The organism is Kribbella sandramycini, assembly GCF_013131805.1.
Taxonomy (GTDB): Bacteria; Actinomycetota; Actinomycetes; order Propionibacteriales; family Kribbellaceae; genus Kribbella; species Kribbella sandramycini.
In genome coordinates this window covers 796,522-822,234 of record NZ_JABJRC010000002.1, presented here as the reverse complement: position 1 = coordinate 822,234, position 25,713 = coordinate 796,522, and the positions used below count along the sequence as shown (strand labels likewise).

16 protein-coding genes are annotated in these 25,713 nt (G+C 68.0%); 10 read left to right on the top strand and 6 right to left on the bottom strand.

Features of this window, described 5'->3' with window-relative positions; genetic code table 11:
• Positions 1-3 precede the first annotated feature (3 nt).
• From HPO96_RS11160 to HPO96_RS11145, 4 genes are read left to right on the top strand one after another with little or no spacing between them, the layout of a single operon-like run.
• Positions 4-708, top strand: coding sequence for an LppX_LprAFG lipoprotein (locus HPO96_RS11160; protein WP_171673280.1), 705 nt, complete (start codon positions 4-6; stop codon positions 706-708).
• Between the two features lie 25 nt (positions 709-733).
• Positions 734-2,425 (top strand): MFS transporter, encoded by a 1,692-nt coding sequence (locus HPO96_RS11155; protein ID WP_171673279.1) that lies wholly within the window; start codon positions 734-736, stop codon positions 2,423-2,425.
• A 45-nt stretch (positions 2,426-2,470) separates the two neighbouring features.
• Positions 2,471-3,427 (top strand): sucrase ferredoxin, encoded by a 957-nt coding sequence (locus HPO96_RS11150; RefSeq protein WP_171673278.1) that lies wholly within the window; start codon positions 2,471-2,473, stop codon positions 3,425-3,427.
• Positions 3,424-3,924, top strand: a complete 501-nt coding sequence (locus HPO96_RS11145) for a beta-class carbonic anhydrase (protein WP_171673277.1) — start codon at positions 3,424-3,426, stop codon at positions 3,922-3,924. Before HPO96_RS11150 ends, HPO96_RS11145 begins: the two co-directional genes overlap by 4 nt.
• Here HPO96_RS11145 and HPO96_RS11140 read toward each other — a convergent pair whose 3' ends face one another.
• The gene (locus tag HPO96_RS11140; RefSeq protein WP_238354957.1) at positions 3,925-4,686 is read right to left on the bottom strand and encodes a carbonic anhydrase; all 762 of its coding nucleotides are present in this window, start codon (positions 4,684-4,686) and stop codon (positions 3,925-3,927) included.
• Positions 4,687-4,820: 134 nt separating this feature from the next.
• Between HPO96_RS11140 and HPO96_RS11135 the strand changes: the two genes are divergently transcribed.
• Complete coding sequence (locus HPO96_RS11135; protein ID WP_171673275.1) at positions 4,821-6,116, top strand: C15 family peptidase; 1,296 nt, start codon at positions 4,821-4,823, stop codon at positions 6,114-6,116.
• A 56-nt stretch (positions 6,117-6,172) separates the two neighbouring features.
• Here the strand turns inward: HPO96_RS11135 and HPO96_RS11130 are convergent, their stop codons facing one another.
• Both HPO96_RS11130 and HPO96_RS11125 read right to left on the bottom strand, forming a co-directional pair.
• The gene (locus tag HPO96_RS11130; RefSeq protein ID WP_171673274.1) at positions 6,173-6,799 is read right to left on the bottom strand and encodes an HAD family hydrolase; all 627 of its coding nucleotides are present in this window, start codon (positions 6,797-6,799) and stop codon (positions 6,173-6,175) included.
• Positions 6,799-8,883 (bottom strand): DNA gyrase subunit B, encoded by a 2,085-nt coding sequence (locus HPO96_RS11125; RefSeq protein ID WP_171673273.1) that lies wholly within the window; start codon positions 8,881-8,883, stop codon positions 6,799-6,801. Before HPO96_RS11125 ends, HPO96_RS11130 begins: the two co-directional genes overlap by 1 nt.
• A 384-nt stretch (positions 8,884-9,267) precedes the next feature.
• Between HPO96_RS11125 and HPO96_RS11120 the strand changes: the two genes are divergently transcribed.
• Positions 9,268-9,510, top strand: coding sequence for a DUF7455 domain-containing protein (locus tag HPO96_RS11120; RefSeq protein ID WP_202885792.1), 243 nt, complete (start codon positions 9,268-9,270; stop codon positions 9,508-9,510).
• 89 nt (positions 9,511-9,599) lie between these two features.
• Here the strand turns inward: HPO96_RS11120 and HPO96_RS11115 are convergent, their stop codons facing one another.
• Positions 9,600-11,075 (bottom strand): aminotransferase class I/II-fold pyridoxal phosphate-dependent enzyme, encoded by a 1,476-nt coding sequence (locus HPO96_RS11115; protein ID WP_171673271.1) that lies wholly within the window; start codon positions 11,073-11,075, stop codon positions 9,600-9,602.
• 86 nt (positions 11,076-11,161) lie between these two features.
• On the opposite strand from HPO96_RS11115, the gene HPO96_RS11110 reads away from it, so the two are divergent.
• Positions 11,162-11,797, top strand: a complete 636-nt coding sequence (locus HPO96_RS11110) for a LysE family translocator (RefSeq protein WP_171673270.1) — start codon at positions 11,162-11,164, stop codon at positions 11,795-11,797.
• On the opposite strand, the gene HPO96_RS11105 is transcribed toward HPO96_RS11110, so the two are convergent.
• A complete protein-coding gene (locus HPO96_RS11105; RefSeq protein WP_171673269.1) occupies positions 11,787-15,794 on the bottom strand; it encodes an RICIN domain-containing protein in 4,008 nt (1,335 codons plus the stop codon). The genes HPO96_RS11110 and HPO96_RS11105 overlap by 11 nt on opposite strands.
• Before the next feature lie 246 nt (positions 15,795-16,040).
• On the opposite strand from HPO96_RS11105, the gene HPO96_RS11100 reads away from it, so the two are divergent.
• Positions 16,041-22,427, top strand: coding sequence for an RHS repeat-associated core domain-containing protein (locus HPO96_RS11100; RefSeq protein ID WP_171673268.1), 6,387 nt, complete (start codon positions 16,041-16,043; stop codon positions 22,425-22,427).
• A gap of 145 nt (positions 22,428-22,572) precedes the next feature.
• On the opposite strand, the gene HPO96_RS11095 is transcribed toward HPO96_RS11100, so the two are convergent.
• On the bottom strand, positions 22,573-24,513 hold the full coding sequence (locus HPO96_RS11095) for a glycogen debranching N-terminal domain-containing protein (RefSeq protein ID WP_171673267.1): 1,941 nt from the start codon (positions 24,511-24,513) through the stop codon (positions 22,573-22,575).
• A 42-nt stretch (positions 24,514-24,555) separates the two neighbouring features.
• Here HPO96_RS11095 and HPO96_RS11090 point away from each other — a divergent pair, with 42 nt between their 5' ends.
• Both HPO96_RS11090 and HPO96_RS11085 read left to right on the top strand, forming a co-directional pair.
• Positions 24,556-25,041, top strand: coding sequence for a DUF456 family protein (locus HPO96_RS11090; RefSeq protein ID WP_171673266.1), 486 nt, complete (start codon positions 24,556-24,558; stop codon positions 25,039-25,041).
• 63 nt (positions 25,042-25,104) lie between these two features.
• Complete coding sequence (locus HPO96_RS11085; protein WP_171673265.1) at positions 25,105-25,638, top strand: hypothetical protein; 534 nt, start codon at positions 25,105-25,107, stop codon at positions 25,636-25,638.
• Positions 25,639-25,713: the final 75 nt, after the last annotated feature.

Sequence of the window (25,713 nt, the reverse complement as noted above, 5' to 3'; positions counted from 1 at the left end):
GACATGAAGAAACTGCTCGCGCTCGGCGCGGTGCTCGTGGTGGTGCTGGCCGGTTGCAGCGACAAGAAGGAGTCCGGGGGCGGCGGCGGGCAGTCCGACGACGCCGTCGCCCAGCTGACGGCCGCGAAGAAGGCGATCGACGAGGCCAGCAGCGTGCACATCGTGCTGACCGGCCGCGACCTGCCGGACAGCGCCCAGACCCTGGCCAGCGGCGACGGCGTCGCCACCCACGCCCCGGCCTTCAAGGGCAAACTGACCATCCGGACCGGCGGCTCCCCGATCGACTCCGAGGTCGTCGCCGTCGACAAAAAGGTCTACGCCAAACTCCCCTTCACCGGCAGCTTCATCGAGCTCACCCCCGACCAGCTCGCCGGCTTCGGCGCCCCCGACCCGGCCATCCTCCTCGACCCGGCCACCGGCCTCACCGCTGTCCTCCCGGCCCTCAAGGACCCGAAGGTCAAAGGCGAGACCCGCGACGACGCCAAGGTCCTCACCGAGATCACCGGCGCCGTCACCGGCAAGTCCCTCCAGGGCATCTTCCCCAAAGCCCCCGCCGACCAGGACTTCCCCAGCACCTTCAAACTCGACAAAGACTCCAAACAACTCGTCGCCGCCACCATCTCCGGCCCCTTCTACGACGGCGCCACCAGCTCCTACGACATCACCTTCGACCGCTACGGCGAACAGGTAGAAATCACCAAGCCGTGACCGCCCGCGGTAACGGACCCCTGCCATGACAGCCTCCCTGCCTGCACCGACCCGGGCGGTACGGCCGCGGGTTCGGTTGGCGTTGGCTTCGGTGGCGGTGGCTTTTGCGGCTGCTGACACGTATGTGGTGGTGCTGGCGCTGCCGGAGTTGATGGCGGGGGTCGGGTTGTCGGCTGACGAGTTGCAGCGGGCGGCGCCGATCATTTCGGGGTTCTTGCTGGGGTATATCGCGGTGCTGCCGCTGATCGGGCGGATCGCGGATGTGGTGGGGCGGACGCCGGTGTTGGTGGGGGCGTTGGTGTTGTTCGCGGTCGGGTCGTTGATCACGGCGGCGGCGTACGACCTGCCGCTGGTGGTGACCGGTCGGTTTCTCCAGGGTGTAGGTGGCGGTGGATTGGTGCCGGCGACGCTGGCGCTGGTGGCGGATTTGTGGCCGGCTGAGCGGCGCGGGCTGCCGCTGGGTGTGGTTGGGGCGGTTCAGGAGCTTGGGTCGGTCCTGGGGCCCTTGCTGGGGGCGGCTGTGCTCGCCGTGGCCGACTGGCGGTACATCTTCTGGCTGAACCTGCTGGTCGCGGTGGTGCTCGCCGTCCTACTGCGGGGCGTACGACGTCCGCCGTGGTCAGCTGCGGTCGGCGTACTGGCGTGTGTCGCCCTCGGCCTCACGCTGGCCCCACCACAACGCCTGGCCACCGACGTCACGCTGGGGCTGCCGTTCGTACCGTTCAGCGGCGACTCCAGGCTTCTGACGCCGATCGGCATCGTGGCGCTCGTGCTGGCCCTGGCGTGGGCCGCTCTCGTCCTGTGGCGCGCGCGGAAGCAGCTGAGCGGAGTGCTGGGCCAGATCGACCTCATAGGGGCGCTGCTGCTGGCGCTCGCACTGTCCGGCGTCGTCCTCGCGTTCGCGACCGCCGACCCCGAGCGCGAGCTCATGTCACCGGCAGGCCCCTGGCTGCTGGTCGGCGCCGCGGTCTTCGCCGTCCTGTTCGCCCTCTGGCAGCGCCGGACGACGCACGCGATCGTCCCGGCCGGGCTCCTCCGCCCCGGCGCGGCCTGGGGCTCGCTGCTGGTCAGTTTCCTGGTCGGCTGCGCGCTGATCGCCGCCCTCGTCGACGTACCGGTCTTCGCCCGCACCACCCAAGGCGGCGGCCAGCTCGCCGCGGCCCTCGTCCTGCTGCGGTTCCTGATCGCGCTCCCGGTCGGCGCGGTGGTCGGCGGCTGGCTCACCCGCCGCTACGGCCTCGGCTGGATCACCGGCGCCGGCCTGGCACTCGCCGGCGCCATGTTCGTCGTGATGGCGTTCTGGAGCCGCGACGCGCTCGATCACTTCGCCTCCACCGCCGTCCTGCTGCTCTGCGGGTTCGGCTTCGGCCTGGCGCTCTCCCCGGTCAACACCGCCGTCCTCGGCGTCACCCCGGCACACAGCCACGGCCTCGTCAGCGCGCTGGTCGTCGTCGCCCGGATGGTCGGCATGCTCGTCGGCGTCTCCGCGCTCACCGCGATCGGCCTGCGCCGCTACTTCGCCCTGGTCGCCGACGTCCCCTCGCCGAACGAGCTCTGCCCCGACTCCCCCGCGTCCTGCCGGCCGTTCGTCGACGCACTCCAGGACGCCGCCGTTTCACAAGTGCACACGATCTTCGCCGGCGCCGCGGTCTGCGCATTCCTGGCCGCAATCCTCGCCGTCGCGCTCCTCGGACGGCGTGTCGTTGTGCACACTTGATGGACCCTGCGCCGAACTGAGGCATACCTAACCTACAGTGGTCTCGTGAGAGTTCCACCCGACGCGACCGGTCGGCCAGGTCTGTGCTCGACCTTCTGCCGTCAGCTCCTCGAGCCGCTCGAGGGTTCCGCCATCGTCGCCAGCGGCTGGGTCGTGCTGGAACAACCCGGCCCGTGGGGCGCCGACGCCGTCGTCAACAGCCACCTGAACCCGGAGTTCGGCGGCCGCTTCGATGCCGAGTGCAAGAAAGCCGACGTCCGCTTCGGCCTGATCCGGACGCCGGGGCGGCACTCGTTCCCCGCCAATCACGTCCAGCAGGTGTACATCGCCTCGACCGTGCCGGGCCGCAGCTTCCTGCTGACCGCCCACCTCGAGGACCCGCTGCTGCTGGACCACCTCGACCTCAGCGCGATCGCCCGCGGCGACCGCGAGGCCGTCGACGCCTCACTGCCCGGGCTGGTCCCGGTCGAGGAGTCGATCCTGCTGGTGTGCACCAACGGCAAGCGCGACGAATGCTGCGCGATCCTCGGCCGTCCGCTGGTGAACGCCGTCGCCGAGGCAAAGCCCGGCCGGGTCTGGGAGGCCAGCCACCTCGGCGGGCACCGCTTCTCGCCAACGGCGACGCTGCTACCGGCCGGCACGATGCACGGGCACCTCAACACCGAGACCGCTCTCGAGGTCCTCGACGCGTCCGATCGCGGCGAGACGGTGCTCACCGGGCTGCGCGGCCGCACGACCTGGACGAAGCGGGGTCAGGCCGCGGAAATCGCGGTGCGTAAACTGACTGGCGAGTTAGCACTGGACGCCCTCACTGTCGCGGGCGAAGACGTCGAATCCGTGACTGTGTGGCATCGCGACGGCCGGTCCTGGAAAGTACCGGTCACCAGCGCCCCCGCCGATCCACCCCGTCCGGAATCCTGCGGAAAGGAACCGTTCGCGATGAACATCCTGCAAGCCGGCACCCCGGTCCCCGTCCTCACCGTCGCCGGTGGTCTGCGATGACCACTCCGGGTTTCGAAGACCTCCTGGCGGCCAACGCCGAGTACGCCGCCGACTTCCACTACGGCGGTTTTGACGGGATCGCCCAGGCGGGCGTCGGCGTCGTCACCTGTATGGACTCCCGGATCCCGCCGCTGGAGATGCTCGGCCTGAAGCCGGGTGACGCCAAGGTGCTGCGCAGCGCCGGCGGCCGGGTCACCGAGATCACGCTGTCCGGGCTCGTGCTCGGCGTCCAGCTGCTCGGCGTCCGGCGGATCATGATCATCCCGCACACCCGCTGCGCGATGGCCGCCATGTCGGAGAGCGAGCTGCGGGCCAAGGTCGCCAAGGCCTCCGGCAAACCGGCCGGCTACCTGCCGATCAACGTCATCCCGGACCAGCTGGAGGCGCTGAACCACGACGTCGTCGCCGTCCGCGAGCACCCGCTGATCGGCGACGACATCCTGGTCGGCGGTTTCATGTACGACGTCGACAGCGGCAAACTTACCCAGCACGACTAGTCAGCTGACGATGACCTTGCCGGTGTCCAGCTCGTAGTAGGCGCCGACGAGCTCGACCTTGCCGGCCCGTTCGAGCGGGCCGATCACCGGGGACTGGCGCAGTTTGCCAAGCACCATGTCGACATTTGCGTGGATGGCGTTGGTCAGCCGGTCCCCGGGCTGACCCGCCACCTGCCGGACGGCGGGCGCCAGCGTCTCGACCAGGTAGCCGATCTGCCCGGCCTCAGCGGTCCGCTGCTTCGCGTCCACGGCCTTGATGGTGGCATCCAGCGCACCACAGCGCTGATGGCCCAGAACGACGAGCAGCGGCGTGTGCAGCTCGGCCACGCCGAACTCCAGGCTCCCGGTCACCGAGTGGTCGAGCGCCTCCCCCGCGCTGCGGACGACGACCAGGTCGCCGAGCCCTTGATCGAAGACGAGCTCGATCGGGACGCGCGAGTCCACGCAGCCGAGGACGGTCGCGAACGGGTGCTGGCCCTTGCTGACGGCCACTCGGCGCGCGACGCCCTCGTCGAGGCGCTCCTCGCGCTCGGCAACGAACCGTGCATTCCCGGCCAGCAGGCGATCGAGCGCCTGCCGGCCCGTTGTCACCGGTACGGCGGTCGGCGGGTTCGACCCACCGGCGGGCCTGGAATCGGTACCCCCGGGGACGGCGGACGAGTTCGGGGGCGTACCGTCCGAACAGGCGACGAGGCCGGTACTGCAGGCTCCCGCGGCCAAAGCTGTGGTCAGAAAACGGCGGCGGCTGGTGGTGGCGCTCAACGGCGTACTCCTCAAAAGGCTGAGCGGCGTGGGCGTCCGCCGCCTTCCGAAGGTAGCGCGTTGCATACTGTCTGCAATACGCATTCTTATGTCGATCTCTCGGCGTTTGTGCCGAGATCTGATAGACAGCCTCCATGAGACTCCGCCCCGGGTCATTTCCGCGCTCCCTCCTGCTCGGAGCACTGGCGCTGACCAGCGTTCTGACCTCCGCTCCGACCGTGCAGGCTGCGCCGGTCGCCACCGGTTGCCTGGACCGAACCATCACCGGCACCGTCGAGGAGCAACGCCTCGACAACGGGATCGCCGGCGGGCCGTCGGTCCCGGCCGAGATCCTGCGCCGCAGCGGGTTCGATCGGCAGGTCGAGCTGTTCGGGCGGCTGCTCTGCGTGATGCCGAGCCGCGAGGCCGTCAGGCTCTTCGTGCGCGCTCAGGGCGAGGCGTTGTGGCGGACGGCGACCTTCCGCGCGCAGCATCCGGTCGACACCAGCACCGGCGCGCTGCCGGCCAGTGACGATCGCGGCCTCTACTGGGCACGGATCTCGATGGCGCTGACGCTGCGGCAATGGCAGCCGCGCTTCGGCGTCAGCGCGGCCGACCGGGCTGAGCTGATGCGCTCACTGGAGTACTCGTCGCGCGGGATCACCGGCACGCGCTTCTCCCCCGGCGTGAAGAAGATCGTGGTGACCGGGTTCGACCCGTTCACCCTCGACGCGGACATCCGGATCGGCAACCCGTCCGGAGCGAACGCGCTGAGCCTCGACGGACAGCGCTGGACGGTGAACGGTACGACGTACCAGATCCAGACCGTGGTCTTCCCGGTCCGCTACACCGACTTCGACGCCAACATGGTCGAGGACGCCCTGGCGCCGCACTACCGCCCCGGCCCGCAACACGCGGACTTCGTGATGACCGCGAGCCAAGGCCGCACCGGCATCTTCGACCTCGAGGTCTTCAACGGACGCCGCCGCTCAACCAGCTCGATCGGCGACAACAACAACCTCTGGGGCGGCGGCAGCGCGACGGCCCCGGTCGTCTCCCCGAGCATGCCGCCAGGCCCCGAGTGGCTCACCGCAAGCCTCCCGTTCGCGCGGATGGCTCAGGCCGACGTCGCCCCGTTCCGCACCCGCGTGAACACCTCGGTGCTGGAGATCCCAGCCGGCCAAACCACACCCGTCCGCCAGCCCCACGGCCCAACCACGGGCTCGATCGCCTCCGAAGGCGCCGGCGGCGGCTACCTCTCCAACGAGGTCGCCTACCGCAACACCCTCCAACGCGACCTCCTGGACCCGTCGATGCCGGCCGGCCACCTCCACGTCCCGGTGCTCTCTTTCGACCCCGCCAACAAAACCCTGATCACCGACCCCACCTACGAGGCCAACCGCACCGCCATCCTCCGCGGCGCCCACAACACCCTCCGCGCCGCCTTGTGATCACTATCCTGCACGGGTCTGATCACTATTCTGACCATGCTTGCCCGCGAACCTGATCACTCCAGGATGAGCTCGATCGCCCGCACCACATCCGGCACCCGGTAATCCGCCGCCGGATCTCCCCCGCGTTCGCCCACCAACACCGTCCGCAAACCGGCGTTCTGCCCGCCCAGTACGTCGTGCGCGGGCTGGTCCCCCACCATCCAACCACCCTTGAGCGGCGCTCCGGCACGCTCAGCGGCGAGCTCGAAGATCCGCAGATCGGGTTTCCGCACGCCAAGTTCCTCGGAGACGCAGCAGGCATCCACGGCCGCGGCGATCCCGGTGTGCTCCAGCTTCAGCCGCTGCTGCACCGCCGATCCGTTCGTCACCACTGCGATCCGCCAGCCGGTCGTCCGCAGTCTGGTCAGCCCGGTGAGCACCGAAGTGTTCACAAAAGTGAACAAGGGGTGCTCACGATCGTAGTCATCGACGCTCGGAGCACTCCCGAACGCACGACGGAGCCCCTCGAACAGCTCCGCGCGCGGGTGGAAGCCGTCGTTGTCGTGGGCAACCAACCAGGTGACGGCAGCATCGGGCAGGCCGGCCTGCCCGCACCAGCTGATCGACCAGGCGCGGAAGGCCGCGTTCCGGTCGATCAGAGTGTTGTCGAGGTCGAAGCAGGCCAGCCCTGGGGCCGGCATCAGACGTCGATACGGCTCTCGTCGAGCTCGTAGGCACCCTGGACGATGAACTCCTTGCGGGGAGCGACATCGTTACCCATCAGCAGATCGAACACCTGGGCGGCCGCTTCGCCGTCGTCGACGGTCATCCGCCGCAGGGTGCGGTGGCGCGGGTCGACGGTGGTCTCGGCCAGCTGATCGGCGTCCATCTCACCGAGGCCCTTGTAACGCTGCGGGGGCTCCTTCCAGCGGACGCCCTTCTTCATCAGCTCGGCAGACTTCCGCTGGTATTCGGCGTCGCTGTAGGTGTACAGGTACTTGTCCTGCCCCTTCTTCGGGTTCGTCAGCTCGAACCGGTGCAGCGGCGGGACGGCGGTGTAGACGCGGCCCGCGTCGACGAGCGGCCGCATGTAGCGGAAGAACAGCGTCGCCAGCAGGCAGCGGATGTGCGCGCCGTCGGAGTCGGCGTCGGCCATGAAGATGATCTTGCCGTAGCGGACCTGCTCCAGATCGAAGCTGCGGCCCGACCCGGCCCCGACCACCTGGATGATCGCGGCGCACTCGGCGTTCTTCAGCATGTCGCCGACCGACGCCTTCTGCACGTTCAGGATCTTGCCGCGGATCGGCAGCAGCGCCTGGAACTCGGAGTTCCGCGCGAGCTTCGCCGTGCCCAGGGCCGAATCACCCTCGACGATGAACAGCTCGGACTTGTCGACGTCGTTGCTGCGGCAGTCGGCCAGCTTGGCCGGCAGCGCCGACGACTCCAGCGCGGTCTTGCGGCGCTGCAGCTCACGGTGCTGCCGCGCGGCAACGCGCGTCCGCGAGGCGGCGACGACCTTCTCCAGCACGGCGCGGGCCTGGGCCTTGTGCTCCCGCTTGGTCGAGGTCAGGAACGCCTCGAGCTCGCTCTGCACGACCTTGGCCACGATCCGGGACGCGGCCGGCGTGCCGAGCACCTCTTTGGTCTGGCCGTCGAACTGCGGTTCGGCGAGCCGGACCGTGACGACCGACGTCAGACCTTCGAGGACGTCGTCCTTGATGATCTCCTCGCCGCTCTTCAGCAGCCGGGTGCCCTCCATCGCGGCGGTGAAGCTCTTCGAGAGCGCGCGCTCGAACCCGGCCACATGCGTGCCGCCCTTGGGGGTGGCCACGATGTTCACGAACGAGCGGACCTCGCTCTCGTACCCGTCGCCCCAGCGGACCGCGATGTCGACATCCAGATCGCGCTCGACATCGGTCGGCGTCATGTGGCCGGCGTCGTCGAGCATCGGGACCGTCTCGGTGAAGTGGCCCGTGCCGGTCAGGCGGACGACGTCGGTCACCTTCTGATCGGTGGCCAGGAACTCGCAGAACTCGCTGATCCCGCCGTCGTGCTTGAAGTGCTCCTCGGTCGGCTCGTCACCGCGCTCGTCGCGGATCACCAGCAGCAGACCGGGCACCAGGAACGACGTCTGCCGCGCGCGGGTGACCAGCTCGTCGTAGTTGAAGGTCGCGTCCCGGGTGAAGATCTGCCGGTCGGCCCAGTACCGGATCCGCGTCCCGGTCATACCTTTCTTGGCCCGGCCGGCCTTTCGCAGGCCGGCGGCCGGGGTGAAGCTCGCATCGGCGCCGGCCGCGTCGAACTCACCGGCGACCCCGCGCCGGAAGGACGTCGTCCAGACCGAGCCGCCGCGGTCGACCTCGACGTCGAGCCGCGCGGACAGCGCGTTCACGACGGAGGCGCCGACACCGTGCAGACCGCCGGAGGCGTTGTAGGAGCCGCCGCCGAACTTACCGCCGGCGTGCAGCTTGGTGAACACCACCTCGACGCCGCTGAGCTTCGTCTTCGGCTCGATGTCGACCGGAATACCGCGGGCTCGGTCGCGCACCTCGACCGAGCCGTCCTGGTGCAGGACGACGTCGATCCGGTCGCCGTGGCCGGCCAGGGCCTCGTCGACGGCGTTGTCGATGATCTCCCACAGGCAGTGCATGAGGCCGCGGCTGTCGGTGGACCCGATGTACATACCCGGCCGCTTCCGCACGGCCTCGAGACCTTCGAGGACGAGCAGGTTACGGGCGTTGTACGTCGGGTCGAGCTCGGTACTGCGAGGCGTCGGGGCGGCCACAGGGCTCCTTCACTGGTTCACCAACTCACTACGAGGGACAGCCTATGCGGCCGCACCCCCAAAACCTGTTAGCGGCTCCGACACTCTGGGCACCTGACAGAACAACGAGAAACCTGCTGTCGCAGATATCGATCCGGACTCGATCGGGCGCGGTCGGCCGACACTCCGATCATCAGCACGCGGTGACCAGCAGGTGGCGCAGAGTGAGATAGGACACCCCGATAGGCTGTGAAACGGTCAATTCACCCGAATCCGAAACGATTCCCCGTCAACATGCGTCATACGTGGACAGGTGCTTCGTCTCACATTCGGACACGTTGACCACACCGGGAAGCGATCCGCATGTCAGGATGTTGCTATCTGGTGAGAACGGAACTAGATGAGATGAGGCCTCAAGTGACTACAGCACTCGCCCCGAGTTCGGCCCTGTCGGCCGCGGATCGTTGTGACCGCTGCGGTGCGCAGGCCTACGTCCGTGTCACCTTGACCAGCGGTGGGGAGCTTCTGTTCTGCGCCCACCACGGCCGGGAGCACTCGGACAAGCTGCGCGACATCGCCGTCACCATTCACGACGAGACGGGCCGGCTCGACGCCACCCCCGCCGTCGCTGCGGAGGACGAACGGTAAGCCAGGTCTCATAAACGCGCCCACGAGGGCGCCAAAGTCCTACAGATCCGATGGCGGTTCCCGGTTCGGGAGGCCGCCATCACTCCTGTTCAGACCAGCGGCACACCGGGGCCGGGCCCGTGCCGGCGCAGCTCGCGCCAGGCGGCGGCCAGGCGCCCGACCGCATCCGCGAGCACCGGCTCCGGATACGCGAACGGGACGCGCAGATGATCGTCGTGCTCCCCCGTCGGGTCCATCGCGCGCCCGGCGACGACCTCCACGCCGTGTCGCAGCGCCACCTGGGCGAACACGCGCGCATCGACGTCCGGCAGCCGGATCCACAAGGCCGAGCCGCCGACCGGCTCCTGCCATTCCCAGTCCGGTAGTCGTTCGGTCAGTAGTTGCCCCATCACCTTCTTGCGCTGCGTAGCGGTTCGCGCGCGTTCCGCAGTCAATTGGGTGAGTCGAGGCAACATTCGCGCAGTCAGTGCCTGATCGATCAGCGGACTGCCGAGATCAGCCAGTGCCTTGTGCCGGGCGAGCCGCTCGGCCAGCGGCCGCGGCGCGCGGATCCAGCCGATCCGCAGACCGCCCCAGACCGCCTTCGAGACCGATCCGATCGTCAGCACCTCGGCCTCGTCGGGCGCATACGCCGCCAGCGGCGGTGGGATCTCCGGGCCGGCCGGATCCCAGGACGCATACGCGTTGTCCTCAACGACCACCACGCCGTACTTGGCAGCAATCTCCGCCACCTGCCGTCGACGGTTTGCCGACATCAGCCGACCGGTCGGGTTGTGGAACGTCGGCATCACGAACAGCATCGCCGGCGAGTGCTCGGCACAGGCCGCGGCCAGCAGATCGGGCCGGATGCCGGCGTCGTCCAGCGGCACACCGACCACCCGCCCACCAGCTGCACCGAACAGGTCGAAACAACCAGGCCAACTGGGCTGCTCGATCAGTACGGCGGCGCCCGTGCGCAGGTACATCCGCGTCACCAGCTCGATCGCCTGGTGCGCACCGGTCGTCACGACGATCTCATCCGGACTGGTCGGCAGCCCGCCATCGGTGAAGTGCTCAGCGACCCGCTCCCGCAGTACCTCCAGACCGCGCGGGTGGTAGCCGACGTCGTCCAGCAACGCCGGCAGATCCTCCCGCGCCAGCGCCGTCAGCTCGTCCGTCAACTCGGGGAGCCCGGGATCGACGGCGTACGTCAGCGAGATCACCTCCCCCGGCCCGACCGCGATCCGGTGGAACAGCGAGTCGCCGTACCCGGCCGGCATCCGCTTGTCGGTCCGTGAGCGGCCTCGGCTCGCGGACCGGGCCACCGTCGTACCGCTACCGCGGCGGCTGTCCACCAGGCCGCGAGCGCGCAGCTCGTCGTACGCCGCCACCACAGTCGACCGGCTCACCGCCAGCGCCTCAGCAAGCCGCCGCTCCGCCGGCAGCCGCGCACCAACGGGCAACTCGGCCGAACCGATCAACCCAGCGATCTCATCAGCCAGCCGCCGGTACAGACCACCGGTCCGCGCAGACAGCCGCGGACCGATCTGCTCGGCCAGCGCGGCGGCATCTCCGGAACGGTCCACTTCTCCTCGGATTGGCTCGGGTGGACTGCTTGCTGTCCCGTCAGGCTAGTCGGTAGCAGCAGTCCACCACGAGTAGAGGCGGTTCGATGGGTATCGCGCAGGTCCTGGGCTTCACCGGAGCGACACTGATCCTGGTCGGCACCCCCGGCCCGAACAACGTCTACATCTCCCTCCGCAGCCTCACCCAAGGCCGCCGCGCCGGAGTCGTCTCCGCCCTCGCGATCGAGACCGGCACCATCGTCTACGTCGTAGTAGCCGCCCTCGGCCTGGCCGCCGTCGTCCAGGCCTCCCCCGGCCTGTTCACCGCCATCTCGATCGCAGGCGCCCTCTACCTCGCCTACCTGGGCATCCGCGTCCTCAACGCCCCCACCGCCCTCGACACGCCCGGCGGCATCCCGCCGGCCTCCCTGTCCCGCATCTACCGCGACGGCGTCCTCGTCAACCTCCTCAACCCCAAGGCCGCCCTCTTCTTCCTAGCCTTCCTTCCCCAATTCACCACCCAAGGCGCCACCCCCACCCAGCTCCGCACCGAAATGCTCCTCCTCGGCCTGGCCACCATGCTCATCGGGCTCACCCTCGACCTCTGCTACGCCCTCGCGGCCGCCGCCATCGGCCGCAGAGTCCGCTCCACCCGATCCCCAAGCAGACTCCGCAACCACCTCACCGCCGCCGTCTACCTTCTCCTCGCCGGCATCGCCCTCGTCACCGCCCTCACTGCTTGATGAAGAACCATCGCTGGCACTTCGCACCGTGGTACGTCCACGTGATCACGTCGGTGCCCTTGGCGGGGTTGCAGCTGTCGACGTCCAGCGCCAGTCCGCTACTCACCGAGGTAATGGCGTAGCTGCCGTCCGGGCTCGGCTCGATCCGCCAGTGCTGGCACTCGGAGTTGTTACTCGCCCAGGCGATGACCGTGCCCTTGGGGAGCTTCGAGCACCCTTGGATGTCGAGGGCCCGGTTGCTGCTCGGGTCGACGATCTTGTACACGTCGTCGCCCAGGCTCTCCAGCTTCCACTGCTGGCACGGGCTACCCGGCACCCACTCCCACATCCGGATGTTGTTCGTCGCGATGCAGTGCTCGATGTCGAGGACGTGGTGCGAGGTGGCGGCCTCGATGCGGTACCGAGCGTTCCCGTTCTCACCCAGCTGCGTCTGGTTGTACGACGGTCGCAGCGTCCACTGCTGAGTCGTCAGCTGTCCACAGGTCTGCTGCTTGATCGGCGCGTAGTCGTCGAAGACCGTCTTGTCGCCGTCCGGGTAGACGGTGGCGCACTTCTTGCTGTGAGCGAATCTGAGCTGGACGACGGTGTCGTAGCTCGTACCCTCGATGTACTCGACCGTCAGCTGCTGGTTCGCGGTCGGCTCCCCGCTGCCGCTGCCGCATGGCCATTGCAGCAACTGCTGCCCGTCTTCCAGCCCGACGTCCGCGACATCCGCGCATTTCATACTGTGCATCGGGCGGACACTGAACTGATCAGTGCCGGCGATCGGTGTCAGCCGGAAGCGCGCGTTGAGGTCTACCGGCAGGCAGCCGTACTGGATGTATCGCGCGTCGTCCGCCGTGCTGGCGAACTCCACGTTCAGGCACTTGTTGCTGTTCTTGCTGACCAGGTCGTACGAACGGTGCTCCAATTCGAACTTCGGCCCGGTGACCGCGTCAACCTGGCCCGACCAGGTCTGTTGCCGGGCTCCGAACGCCGCACCGGTGGACAGTTGAGTGAACGCCTCCCGAACGCCCGGTGCAGACCCACCGGCGTACAACAGCGCGATGTCGTCCTTCCGGTCGCCATTGAAGTCGCCAACCGACAGGTTGGTCTTCGACAGGTCCAGCTCGTTGTCGGCGACGCTCCACCAGGCGCTGCGGGACAGCGTCGCTCCGCTCGGCTTGAACACCTGCAACGAGACCTTCGCCGGCGTGTCCTCGTAGAGCGCGACGAGGTCGTCACGGCCGTCGCCGTCGGGATCGCCGACCGAGATCTTGCTCTTCTCCCAGCAGTAGTTGCCGGCTCCCGAGTCATAGGCCGAAGCTCCCGCTGCGAAGCCGGTGCCGCTGGACCGGAAGACCTCCACCGACGTCCGGCAGCCGTCGAGGTTCCGCATGCTGACGAAGTCCGCCTTCCGATCGCCGTCCAGATCGGCGAGCACCGGTGTACTGCGGGTCCATTGACCGGCCGCATCGGAGGTCAGCCAGTTCACCGGCTGGGCGAAGTTGCTCGCGGCCGTGAAGACCAGGACCTCGAAGCCGCCGTCGGCCGTTGCGTTCTGGACTGCGATATCGGCCTTGCCGTCACCGTCGACATCCCCGGCGACGATCCGGGCGGTGCTCAGCGGCCACCCGTTCGCGCCGCTGGTCCAGCTCGCGGTGTCCGCCTCGTACCGGTTGCCTTCGGCCCGCAACTTGTACAGCCAGATCTGCCGGCCGGCGCCTTCCCGGATCAGCGCCATATCCGCGCGCCCGTCGCCGTCCCAGTCACCTTGTACGGCCCGGCTCCTGGTCAGCGCGAAGACGCCGCCCTCGCCGGTGTCCCAACTCATCACGCCGGGGTGAAAGGCGGCCCCGGCCGACGGCATTGTCCAGATCGCGGTGCGGCCGAACCCTTGGTCGAAGATTGCGTTCAGGTCCGCCTTGCCGTCTCCGTTGCTGTCGCCGCGGACGGGCGCCGGCGCGGCGCCGCCGGCCTTGGCGCGCAAACCCCACGACTCGGTGACCTCGCTCTCGTTACCCGCCTTGTCGACGGCTACGACATAGAGCTCGCGATCGAAGGACCCGGTCTGACCTGACGGCGTCAAGGTGATCGGCACTGTCGCGACGCCGCCGGCGCCGGCCTTGATGCGCATCGCCAGCTTGTCCGACGAGAACCCGTACACGTACTCCGTGACCTCGCTCTCCTGCCCCGCCGCGGGCCGGAACGTCACCGTGCCGGTCTGGTACGCAGGCGTCTTGCGACTACCGTCCGGGAAGTCCACCGAGGCGACGGCTGGGACTCCCGGTGGACGCGAGTCGATCACGAAATAGCAGTCCGCCGTCGCCGGACCGGCCACCAACGTGTCCCGGGTGAACGCGCGGTAGCGATAGACCTCGTTCTCGTTCAGAGTGCCGGCCGGTACCTCGGCCCAGGAGAAGGCAGCACCGGTCGCGGTCGGGCCGACCGAGCCGCTGTGCACGACCGCGTTTGCCGCATTCCGGATTTCGAGCGTCGTGGTGACCTCGTCGCCACTGTCCGGATCGTTCGCCACCGCCGAGAACTGCGGTGTCCGGGTCCCGATCGGTGTCGGCGCATCCGTGGTGCCGCACGGGCGCGGCCGGACCAGGTTCAGCGACTTCGGCTCCCGCGGGGCGCTGTTGTAGGTGACCGACAATACGGCGGTGTCCGGCTTGAACTTCTTCCACTGGTTCTCGGCGCCTTCGTCGGGCGCCCGCAGGCCGAACCCGATGGTGGTTCGCCGATCGTTCGCGGCCTGCTGCACCAACTGGACGAGCCGGGCCGAATCCTTGAACAACACTGCCTTGTCCTCCGGTGGCGGATAGGCCTCCGCGCTCCGGGTGGCGACGTTCTCCCGCCAGAACTGGCTGTTGTTGTCCCAGTCGATATAGGTGCCGGTGTCGAAATCCTTCAGGTGCCAGAGATCGACCGGAGTCGGTGTGCCGGTCGGCGAGTGGTCGAGATCGATGCCGAACTCGGCGTTGGTGACAGTGGTCCCGGCGATCGTCTGCGCGCCGTTCGTCAGGTTCATCAGAAACAGGGAGCGATAAAGGTTCGCGCGGTCCCGGTATGCGCGGCCGACCTTTGCACCTTCCTTGGTGTCGTAGCCCCACCCGGTCTGGCCGCCCATCTTGACGTTCACATGCAGCCAGCCGGCGAGCCGGCCGCTCATCGACGGGTCGATGTGGATCGGGAACCTGGCGCGCGGGTCGGTCAGGAGCGCCCGCTGCGGCGTGAGCTCGAGTTGGCCCTGCCGGAGCCGGATACCAACCTTGGCCTGGCGCGGTGTCCCCGGCGTGCTGTCCCACATGGTCGGCGGCGGCGCGCTGAAGACCGTCGCCCCGAGTGCATCGCGCGCCGTCGTCGAGCCGTCCGGCCCGACCGACACCCGCAGCCCTTTCCCCACGAACGGCGTCCGCAGCGCGCGCAACGCGTCGTTCAGCGCGGCGTCGCGGTCCTTGACCACCAGCAGGTACGAGAAGTTGTCAACAGCAACTTTGATCCGGAGATCGACGCCCCGGTAGACCTCTGGATAGGTGGCGGTGTCCCCCTCCAGCCGCGGGACCGGCAGCCGGTCCGGCCACCCCATGACGAGTTGTTTGCCAGGCTCGCCCATGGTCAGCAAGGTCTTCCCGCCGCCGCCCGAGAGCACCATCGAGACAGTGGCCGCGACCGGACGCACGTTTCCGCCGCGCTGCCGGCGCAGCGTCGGATCGGGCGCAACCCAACGGGATCCGCTCCGAACCCGAACCGGGGTGGCGTGCTGGGTCATCGTCTTCGAGCCGTCCGGATTGACGTAGATCTCGCCCGTTTCACTGCGCCAGTTGGTCACCTCGACCCGGCGGCCTGTCCGGGCGGCCTCGTCGGTGGCGATCACCTCGGGAGTACGCGGCCGGCTGACTGTCCCCGGCTGCGCGGTCGCCGCGGGCGGATCGCCTTGTACAGAGGCGATCAGCGGGACGGCGAGGAGCACGGACAGGAACAGTGGAAGGAGCCGGCGACGCCTGGCGGACATGAGAAGACCCCTCGAGGAAGGTGGGCGGGAACACCGCCGATGATCCATCAGCGCCCGGTGGGCCGCGCACGTTTCAACGGTCGTCTAATGACCCTTCGACCGAGATCGAAACGGCTGTTCGGTCCCGGACCGGATGCCAGCCTTGCCCGGTCCCCTGAACAGACCAATACCGGAGGTATATCCATGTCCGCCCACCCCGGTCACCGGCGATCACGCCGGTCCGCCCTGCCGCGTGCAGGGCTGATAATGGCCACCGCCGCGACACTGATGATCGGCCTGCACGGCCCGGCCGCGCAGGCTCTTCCAAGCGGCGCCGCGAAGGATTCCGAACCCGCAACCACCGATCTCAAGTCGGTGCCCGGCCGGGACGTCGGGCTCAGGCCTGTTCCGATCGATGCCACCGGCAAGCTTGATGTCACGAAGCGGCCGGCCGTGAGCTGGCCGAGCGCAGGCGCCGCGGAGGTTCGGCCCACCTCCGCTGCCGTCGATCCGCGACTCGGCTTCAGCCCCCGGTCCAGGGCGCAGGTGTCCCCCGCCGAACTGGCCAAGGGGAAGGCTGGTGCACTACCGGTCTGGCTGTCGGTGCCGGCTCCGACCGCAGACCGCAGCGCCGTAGCCACTGCGGAGTCCGTCCCGGCCAAGGTACGAGTCGAGTCATTGGGACGACAGGGCAACCAGTTCGTCCTCAAATTGCATCGCGCCGACAAGACTGCGGCAACCGGTCGGACCCGGCTGACCGTCAGCTACCAGCAGTTCCGTGACGCCTTCGGCGGCGACTACGCATCGCGACTGAAGGTCTACCAACTGCCGGCCTGCGGGCTGAACAAATCGGCACCGGCCCCAGGCTGTACGCCGAAGCCGCTGGACACCGTCAACGACGCGTCGGGCGTGCTGAGCGCCGACGTACCCGTCGCACCGGCCGGCTCCCTTGACGGCACGTTCGCCATCGCACCGGCCGCCTCCAGTGGCGCCGGTGACTTCAAGGCCACCGCACTGCGCCCGTCCGCGACCTGGACCGTCGGCAGCTCGTCGGGTGACTTCAGCTGGAGCTATCCGATGAAGTCGCCGCCGGCCCTCGGCGGTCCGGTACCGCAGACGACCATCGGGTACTCCTCCGGCGGTGTGGACGGCCGGACGTCAGCAACCAACAACCAGCCGTCGTGGGTCGGCGAAGGGTTCGAGTTCGCGCCCGGCGGGTCGATCGAACGCCGGTACGCGTCGTGCGGCTCCAAGCTCGAGAAGAAGAACGCCAACAACGCCAACGTGGACTCCGGCGACCAGTGCTGGGCCACCGACAACGCGACGTACAGTCTCAACGGCGGCGGCGGCGAGCTCATCAAGGACGACGCGACCGGTGAGTGGCGCGCCCGCAACGATGACGGCTCGATCGTCAAGCGGCTGACCGGCGCCAACAACGGCGCGCGGAACGGCGAGTACTGGGAGCTGACGAGCAAGGACGGCACCAAGTACTACTTCGGTTTGAACCGCCTGCCGGGCTGGGACAAGCCACAGCCGACCGACAAGGCCGAAACGCAGTCCGTCTCCACCCTGCCGGTCTTCGGCAACCACAAGGACGAACCGTGTAACAAGGCGACCTTCGCCGAGTCGTGGTGCACCCAGGGCTACAAGTGGGCCCTCGACTACGTGGTGGACCGCAACGGCAACACGATGAGCCTGTACTACGACCGCGAGACGAACAACTACGGGCGCGCGATGAGCGCCACGAAGGTCAGCACCTACACGCGGGCCAACAACGTCAAGCGGATCGAGTACGGCCAGACCGACGGCAACGTCTACCAGACCAAGCCCGTCGCGCAGATCCTCTTCGAGACGGCCGACCGGTGCATCGCCTCCGCCGCCTGTACTCCGGCCGACTACCCGGACACTCCGCTCGACCAGGAGTGCAACTCGACCACCAACTGCAACAACAAGTTCAACCCGAGCTTCTGGACCAAGAAGCGCCTCACCAAGGTCACGACCCAGGTCTGGCGCGCGGCCGAGAACAGGTTCGGCGACGTCTCGTCCTGGACGCTGCGGCAGTCCTTCCGGGATCCCGGTGACGGGACCCGGGCCGGACTCTGGCTCGAGAGCATCTCCGAAGCGGGTCTGGTCGGACAACCACAGCAGCTGCCCGAGGTGAACTTCGACGGTATTCAGCTCGCCAACCGGGTCACCGGTGACAACCTGCCGCCGATGAACTGGCTGCGCGTCAACACCGTCCGATATGGCAGTGGCGGGCAGATCACCGTCAAGTACAGCGCCCCGGACTGTAAGCCGGGCGACGTACCGGCAGCAGCAGACGACAACACCCGGCGCTGCCACCCGATGAAGTGGACGCCGAGCAACGACGTCGAGCGCACCGACTGGTTCAACAAGTACGTCGTCGAGCAAGTGACGGAGACCGACCGCCTGACCAGCACCCGACCTGCTGTCACGAAGGTCGAGTACCTGTCGGCGCCCGCCTGGCGCCGGGACGACGAGGACGGTCTCGTCGAGATCGGGATGAAGACCTGGTCCCAGTGGCGCGGCTACAGCCACGTCCGGGTGACCAAAGGCGATGGCACCGACGGTCCGCCGACCGTCACCGAGAACCGGTACTTCCAGGGTATGGACGGCGACCAGAAGGCCGACGGCACCGTCAAGCACCCGGTGATCACCGACTCGAACGGGACGAAGGTCCCCGACCTCGCGCCGCTGTCCGGCCAGACCCGGGAACAGACCACGCTGAACGGCACCGAGATCGTCGATCGGACGATCAACGACCAGTGGGTCTCCGAGCCGACGGCCAGCAACAAGCGGGACTGGGGAACCGTCAAGGCCTACCAGTCGCTGCAGGGCGGCAACACCCAGGTACAGACCGTCGCCGGCGGCGGGCTGCGGAAGATGGCCGCGAAGAACAACTACGACGCCAAGGGCGTGCTGAAGTCGAAGTACGACGCCAACGACGTCACCACCGCGGCAGACGACACCTGCACGTACTACGAGTACGCGAGTAACGCCGGCGCCGGCATGAGCGAGCTCATCAAGCGTGAGTACGCCGTATCGGTCGCCTGCGACCAGCCGTACACCAAGGAGCAGGTGATCAGCGACCAGCGCACTTACTTCGACGGTGCGACCGACGTCAACGCCACTCCGACCAAGGGCAACCCCACCAAGACCGAACGGGTAGCGAGCTACGACGCGGCCGGAAACCCGGTCTACGACGAGCAGTCGAAGCTCGAGTACGACGCCATCGGCCGCGCCGTCCGGGCAACCGATGCCGAAGGCGGAGTCACTACCACGACGTACTCACCGGCCGGCGGCGGTCCGGTCACCGAGCAGGTGGTCACCAAGGCGAACGGCCACACCACCACCAAGTCACTCGAGCCGGCCTGGGGCAAGGAGGTCGCGGTCGTCGACCAGAGCGGCCGAGCCAGCGAGGCGGAGTACGACGCATTCGGGCGCACGACCAAGGTCTGGCTCCCCGGCCGCACCGGTTCCCCCGCGGGGCAGCGCAAGCTCGCGGGCACCGGTAAGGCCTACACGGCCGACAACGCCGCCGTCCCGAACATGAGCTACGAGTATCGCTTCGGTGTCGATGTCGGCACCAGTTCGGTGATCACCAGGTCGCTGCAAAGCGACGGGAGTGTCAAGGAGTCCTACGAGCTGTCGGACGGTCTGCTCAGGCCGCTCCAGAAGCAGGAGGCCGCCCCCGGCAACGACGGGCGCACGCTCACCGAAACCTGGTACGACTCGCGTGGGCTGGCTGCCAAGGAACTCGGGCCGTACTGGAGTCAGACCCCGCTGGCGGAGAGGTTCTCCGCGGGCGATCAGAACGTGATTCCGACCCAGAAGCTGGTCACCTTCGACGGCGCCGGCCGGACGACCGAGGAGACGTTCAAGTCGGCCAGGACGGTCAAGTGGAGCACCAAGCGGAAGAACTCGGCCAACGAGGAGACGGTCGAGCCGCAGCAAGGTGAGCAGGCGACCACCAAGGTCACCAACGGCGACGGCCGAGTCACCGAGCTGCGCCAGTACCACGGTCAGACCGCGACCGGGACGTTCGACAAGACGTCCTACGAGTACAACACCCGTGGTCTGCCGACCATGGTGACGGACCCGGCCGGGAACAAGTGGACCTGGGAGTACGACCTCCAGGGCCGCAAGACCAAGGAGGTCGACCCGGACAAGGGCACGTCGAGGTTCACCTACAACGACCTCGACCAACTGGTGACGGCTACCGACAACCTGGGCACCACCCTGGAGTACAGCTACGACCTGATCGGCCGCAAGACAGCGATCCACGAGGTGCCGAAGTCCGGCGCCAAGAAGCTGATCTCGGAGTGGAAGTACGACGCCACTCCGGTCGCGGGTCAGCCCGGATCCGTGGCCAAGGGCAACATCAGCTCCACCACGCACTGGGTGGACGGCCAGCCGTACACCACGAAGTACACGGAGTACGACAAGAGCGGCAAGCCGCTGGGACAGGAAGTCGTGATTCCGTCGTCCCAGGGTGGGCTGGCCGGGACCTACAAGTTCGGCAGCACGTACAAGGAGGACGGCGAGCTCGCGAGCTCGACCCTGCCGGCTGTCGGCGGTCTGCCGGCGGAGACGCTGCAGTACGGGTACAACGACGCCGACCTGCCGACCACGCTCAGCTCGGATCTCACGACGTATGTGACCGGGACGGCGTACACCTCGATGGGTGAGGTGCAGGAGCTCGTCCAGCGGTCGACCAACGGCAAGTCGGTCACCCAGAAGTACGACTACGAGCCGGGTACCCGGCGGATGAACAAGGTCACCACCGAGAAGGAGACCAGCGACTCCCCCGTCTCGATCGTCCGGTACGCCTTCGATGCCACCGGCAACATCACGAAGATCACCGACGCCGGCGAGTCGACGGACACCCAGTGCTTCACCTACGACCACCTGCGCCGCCTCACCTCGGCGTGGACTCCGGGCGCGGGTGACTGCGCGGCGGCACCGAACAAGGACGCCTTGGGCGGGCCGGCGCCGTACTGGCACTCCTGGACGTTCGACCTGACTGGTAACCGCAAGTCCGAGACCCGGACGAGCGCGAATGGCACTACGACGGCGACGTACAACTACCCGGCGACCGGTCAGCCGCGGCCGCACGCAGTGCAGTCCGTCGTCACGACCGGTGGCGCCGGAGGTACTCGTACCGACAACTACACCTACGACGAGACCGGGAATCTCAAGACCCGCAACCTCAACGGCGCCGGCGTCGAGACCTTCGACTGGGATGCCCAGGGCAAGCTGGTCAAGGTGGCCGGAGCCGGGAAGACCACCGAGATCATCACGTCTGCCGACGGCGACCGGCTGATCCGCAAGGACCCGTCCGGTTCGACCCTCTATCTGCCGGGCGGTAACGAGGTACTGCTCAAGCCCGACGGATCGCTGACCGGCACCCGGCACTACAAGCACGGCCAACAGGTCGTCGCCGTCCGCGTCGGCGCCAACCAGCTCAGCTGGCTCGGCGCGGATCACCACGGCACCGCAACCACAGTCATCGACAACACCGCGGCACAGAATGTGCAGCGCCGTCGGATGGACCCCTACGGCAACCTCCGCGGGCCCGTCCCCGCCTGGCCCAGCCAACGCAGTTTCGTCGGCGGGACGGCAGACCCGAGCACCGGCTTCGTCCACCTCGGAGCCCGCGAGTACGACCCGACCACCGGCCGCTTCATCTCGGTCGACCCGGAGGCCAACTACCAAGACCCACAAACCATCAACGGCTACTCCTACTCCAACAACAACCCCATCTCCTTCACCGACCCCGACGGCAACTCCTGGTTCAGCAGCGTGGTCTCCTCGGTCACCAGCGCACTGAAGACGACCGTCGAGAACGTCGTCAGCCGGGTCGCCGAGACGATCAAGGTCGTGGTCCCGATCCTGGCCCCGGTCGTCGAGGCGGTCTGGAACGCCGCCGAGGGCCTCTGGAAGAAGGCCACCGACTTCGTCAACGCAACCATCGAAGTCGCCAAAACCGTCTACCGAACGGTCGTCAAACCGATCGTCAAGAAGACGTTCGCGGTCCTGGCGAAGGTGTCGGTGGCGGCCAAGAGCTTCAGCTCCCAGGTCAAGAACGAATTCAAGAGACAGGTCGCCAACAAGATCGATGCCGTCGCCAACAACGTGAAGAACATCGGCTCGGCCTTGTCGTCGGCAGGGAACAGCGTCAAGAACTGGGCGCAGTCCGAGAGCGGCCGAAAGGTTCTGCACCTCGGCACGAACTTCCTCACCGGGGTGCTCTCCGGCCTGGTGGCCGGACTCGCCTGCGGGCCGGCCTTCATGATCTGCGGTGCAGTGATCGGCGCCGCCGCAGGGAGTGTGATCGGCGCCGGCCTGCACACCGGCGTCGCCGCCCTCACCGGCGAGAAGATCACGCCGGGCAAGATCGGCCAATGGGCCAACCAGGGCGCCACGGCCGGTCTGTTCAAAGGCATCCGGAAGATCACCGGATCGACCGGCTGGGACATGATCAAGGGAGCCAAGGGACGCGGACTCTCAGGCCTCGGCTCGTCGGCGGCCGAGAAGACCAACCAGTTGCAGAGCGCGGTGCGAAACCTCGGCAACTGGGGCACCAGGCAGCCTGGGCTGGCGCCTGGTATCAACCAGTTCCTGCCCAAGTAGTTGAGACGGTGCTGGAGGCCGATGGCCTCCAGCACCGTCTCGCTCGGCTACTGCTTGATGGAGAACCATTGTTGGCAGGCTTCGCCGTGGAGGGACCAGGTGATGACGTCGACGTGCTCGGCCGCGAGACGGCGATCCACGGTAGTCAGGTGATGCGGTGCTGGAGGTGGTTCGGGGCCTCCAGCACCGTTGTTTTGCCGGAGGTCCAGTTGAGGGTTAGGGGGTGGGCGGCGAGGGTCAGGTTGAGGGTGAGGGTTGGCCAGGGTAGGGCTGGGGGTGGGGTGAGGAGGAGGGTGTTGCCGGGGGTGTCGGGGTGGATGCCGAGGGCGGCGACCAGGACGGCGATGGCGGAGGCGGCGGCCCAGGCTTGGGGGCGGCAGGAGCCGGGGTAGGGCGAGGGGTGGGTTTCTTCGGTGGCGCCGCGGCCGGCGTAGAGCTCGGGGAGGCGGTAGGTGAAGGACTCGGCGGCGCGGAGGAGACCTTCGACGTAGGTCGAGGCGATGGCGTGGTGGCCGGTGGCATAGAGGCCCTGGATGGTCATGGCGGTGTCGTGGGGCCAGATGCTGCCGGTGTGGTAGCCGATGGGGTTGAAGCGGGACATGGTGGTGGAGAGGGTGCGGAGACCGAAGCCGCTGTTCAGGTCGGGGGCTGCGAGGACTTCGGCGACGCGTTGCTCTTCGTCGGCGTCCAGGAGGCCTGTGCCGAGGAGGTGACCCATGTTGGAGGCGCGGCCGCGGACTGCGTTCTTCTGGCCGTCCAGGGCGATGGCTGGGTAGCCGTCGACCCAGAAGGCGGCGCGGAAGCGCTCTTGGAGGGCTGCGGCCCAGGCGCGCCACTCGTCACCCGATTCGCCGTAGGCCTCCAGTAGCTCGGCGCCTTGGACGGCAGCGGCGTACGCATAGCCCTGGACCTCGCACAGAGCGATCGGCGCGATGGCGATGTCGCCGTTCGGCCACTGGACGGAGTCGTCGGAGTCCTTCCAGCCTTGGTTGGCCAGGCCGTGGCCGGACTCGTCGATGTACTCGAGGAAGCCGTCGCCGTCCGGGTCTGCGTAGTCGCGCAGCCACTCCAGCGCCCGCTTCAGGTTGGGGAGCAGGTCTCGGACCTGGTCGGACGGCATCCCCCAGCGCCACGCCTTGTGCAGCGTCATGATCCACAGCTGGGTTGCATCGTGGGTGCCGTAGTACACCGGCGGCAGCACGAAGTCAGCACCATGTTCGGCGGCTTCCGCACGCAACTCGTGCGGGATCTTGCCGGGCTGCTCAGCAGTGTCGGAATCGACCGCTGTACCCTGCCACTGAGCCAGAATCCGCAGTGTGCCCGCAGCAAGCTCCGGATCGACCGGAATCAGCATGCCGGCCGAAATGAGCGAGTCGCGACCGAACAGGGTCAGGTACCACGGCGGGCCCGCGCCGAGGTACCGGTCGGTGCCAACCGCGAGCTGCAGGGCCTGGACGTCGGCCAAGGACTGCTCGAACCAGCGTTCAACCCGGTGATCACTACAGTGAACACTTGCGGTGTACAGAAAAGTGTTCACTGGTGGGTTGATGTCGAACCCGGACACGGATTCCGCGAAGTCCATGGCCACAGTGACGGTCACGGTGTGCCGCTCCCCCGGCTCCAGCCGCGGTGTGCTGACCAGGCCCGGATCCACGTCAACGGTCACGCTGGTGCCGGACCGCTCCCAGCTGTCCAGCTCCGGCAGGGCTTCCGCCGTACCGTTGCGGACCTCGACGATACTGGCCAGATCGGTGCCTACGGCAACCTCCAGCCGGTACTCGCGGGCGTCGCGCGAGTTGTTGACCAGAGTGATCCGCTCGGTCAGACCGTCCCGGTGCACGTCGCGGCGCCGGTACAGCAGCCCGCCGGGCACCACCGCAACGTACTCGTGGCTGGACGCGCTGCGTTCGTCCGCCTGCAGCGGAGTCGGCTCCTGACCGTCCACCGTGACGGTCAGCCGGGACAGGATCCGCCGGTCGCGTGCGTACACGCCCTCCACTCCGGAGCCGGTCAGCTGCCCCGAACGTGGTGACAGGACCACCCAGGGCGCGGCGAGTGCAGTGACCATTTCGTGTAGCTGGGTCATACTTCCACCCTAAAGGCCGCCTCTTTACGGCAGAGTGTCCGTGTGAACACTGCTGCGACACTCCTCGTCGGTGTGGCCATCTTCGTCGGCATCCTGGGCATCGTGATCCCGGTACTGCCCGGCGCCATCCTGAGTCTGGCGGCGATTCTGGTCTGGGCCATCGTCGAACAGAGCACCACAGGGTGGATCGTGTTCGCGGTGGCGGCAGCGCTGATCGCCGCGAGTCAGGTGGTGAAGTACACCGTCCCCGAGCGCCGGCTGCGCGAGTCCGGCGTCCCCAGACGGTCGATGTTCATCGGCGTCCTGCTCGGTATCGTCGGCTTCTTCCTGATCCCGGTCGTCGGCATGTTCGTCGGCTTCCCGGTCGGTGTGTACGTCTCCGAGCGGCAGCGGCTCAAGACGCACGCGGAGGCCTGGGCCTCGACCAAACACGCACTGCGCGCGACCGGCGTGTCCATTCTGATCGAGTTCATCGGTACGTCGCTGGCGGCGGCGGTCTGGCTGTTCGCTGTGATTTTCCTGGTCTGATTGCCAGGAATTTCTCAGGCGCACGGGAGCCTCGTCTCAGCCCGGCGGGCGAAGCTGTCGGACATGGCACTGTTCCAGAAGATGTCCGACAAGAGCTGGCGGATCGCAGGCACCATCGCTGCCGTCGCCGTAACCACCACTGCGGGCGGTGTTGCCTGGGCAGCCACCAACGCCGACCCGACACCGTCCCCGTCCGCCTCCCCCTCCGCTCCGGCCAACCCAGGCGAGCCCGGCAAGGGCCCCGGCCGCGGGTTCGGCCACCCCGGCCAGTTCGGCGGCGCGCTGCACGGCGAGTTCGTCGTCCCGAAGGAGGGCGGCGGCTACCAGACCGTCGCGACCCAGCGCGGGGAGGTGACAGCGGTCAGCAAGGACTCCCTCACGGTGAAGAGCGAGGACGGGTACAGCCGCACGTACACGCTCAACGCCGAGACGCTGGTCAACTCCGCGCGTGACGGTATCGCCAGCGTCAAGACCGGCAGCACGGTCAATGTCGCGGCAGTCGTCGCCGACGGCAAGGCCACCGCTGTGCGGGTCAACGACGGCGCCGCCCGCAAGGCCGCCGGCGAGAAGTGGGGTTGGCAGCGCGGTCCGCGCTGACCGTTCCCCGGCGACTCACAGCTGATTGCCAGGAAGCTTCCAGGTTTCCCACGGGTCCCGGCAGCACACTGGGAG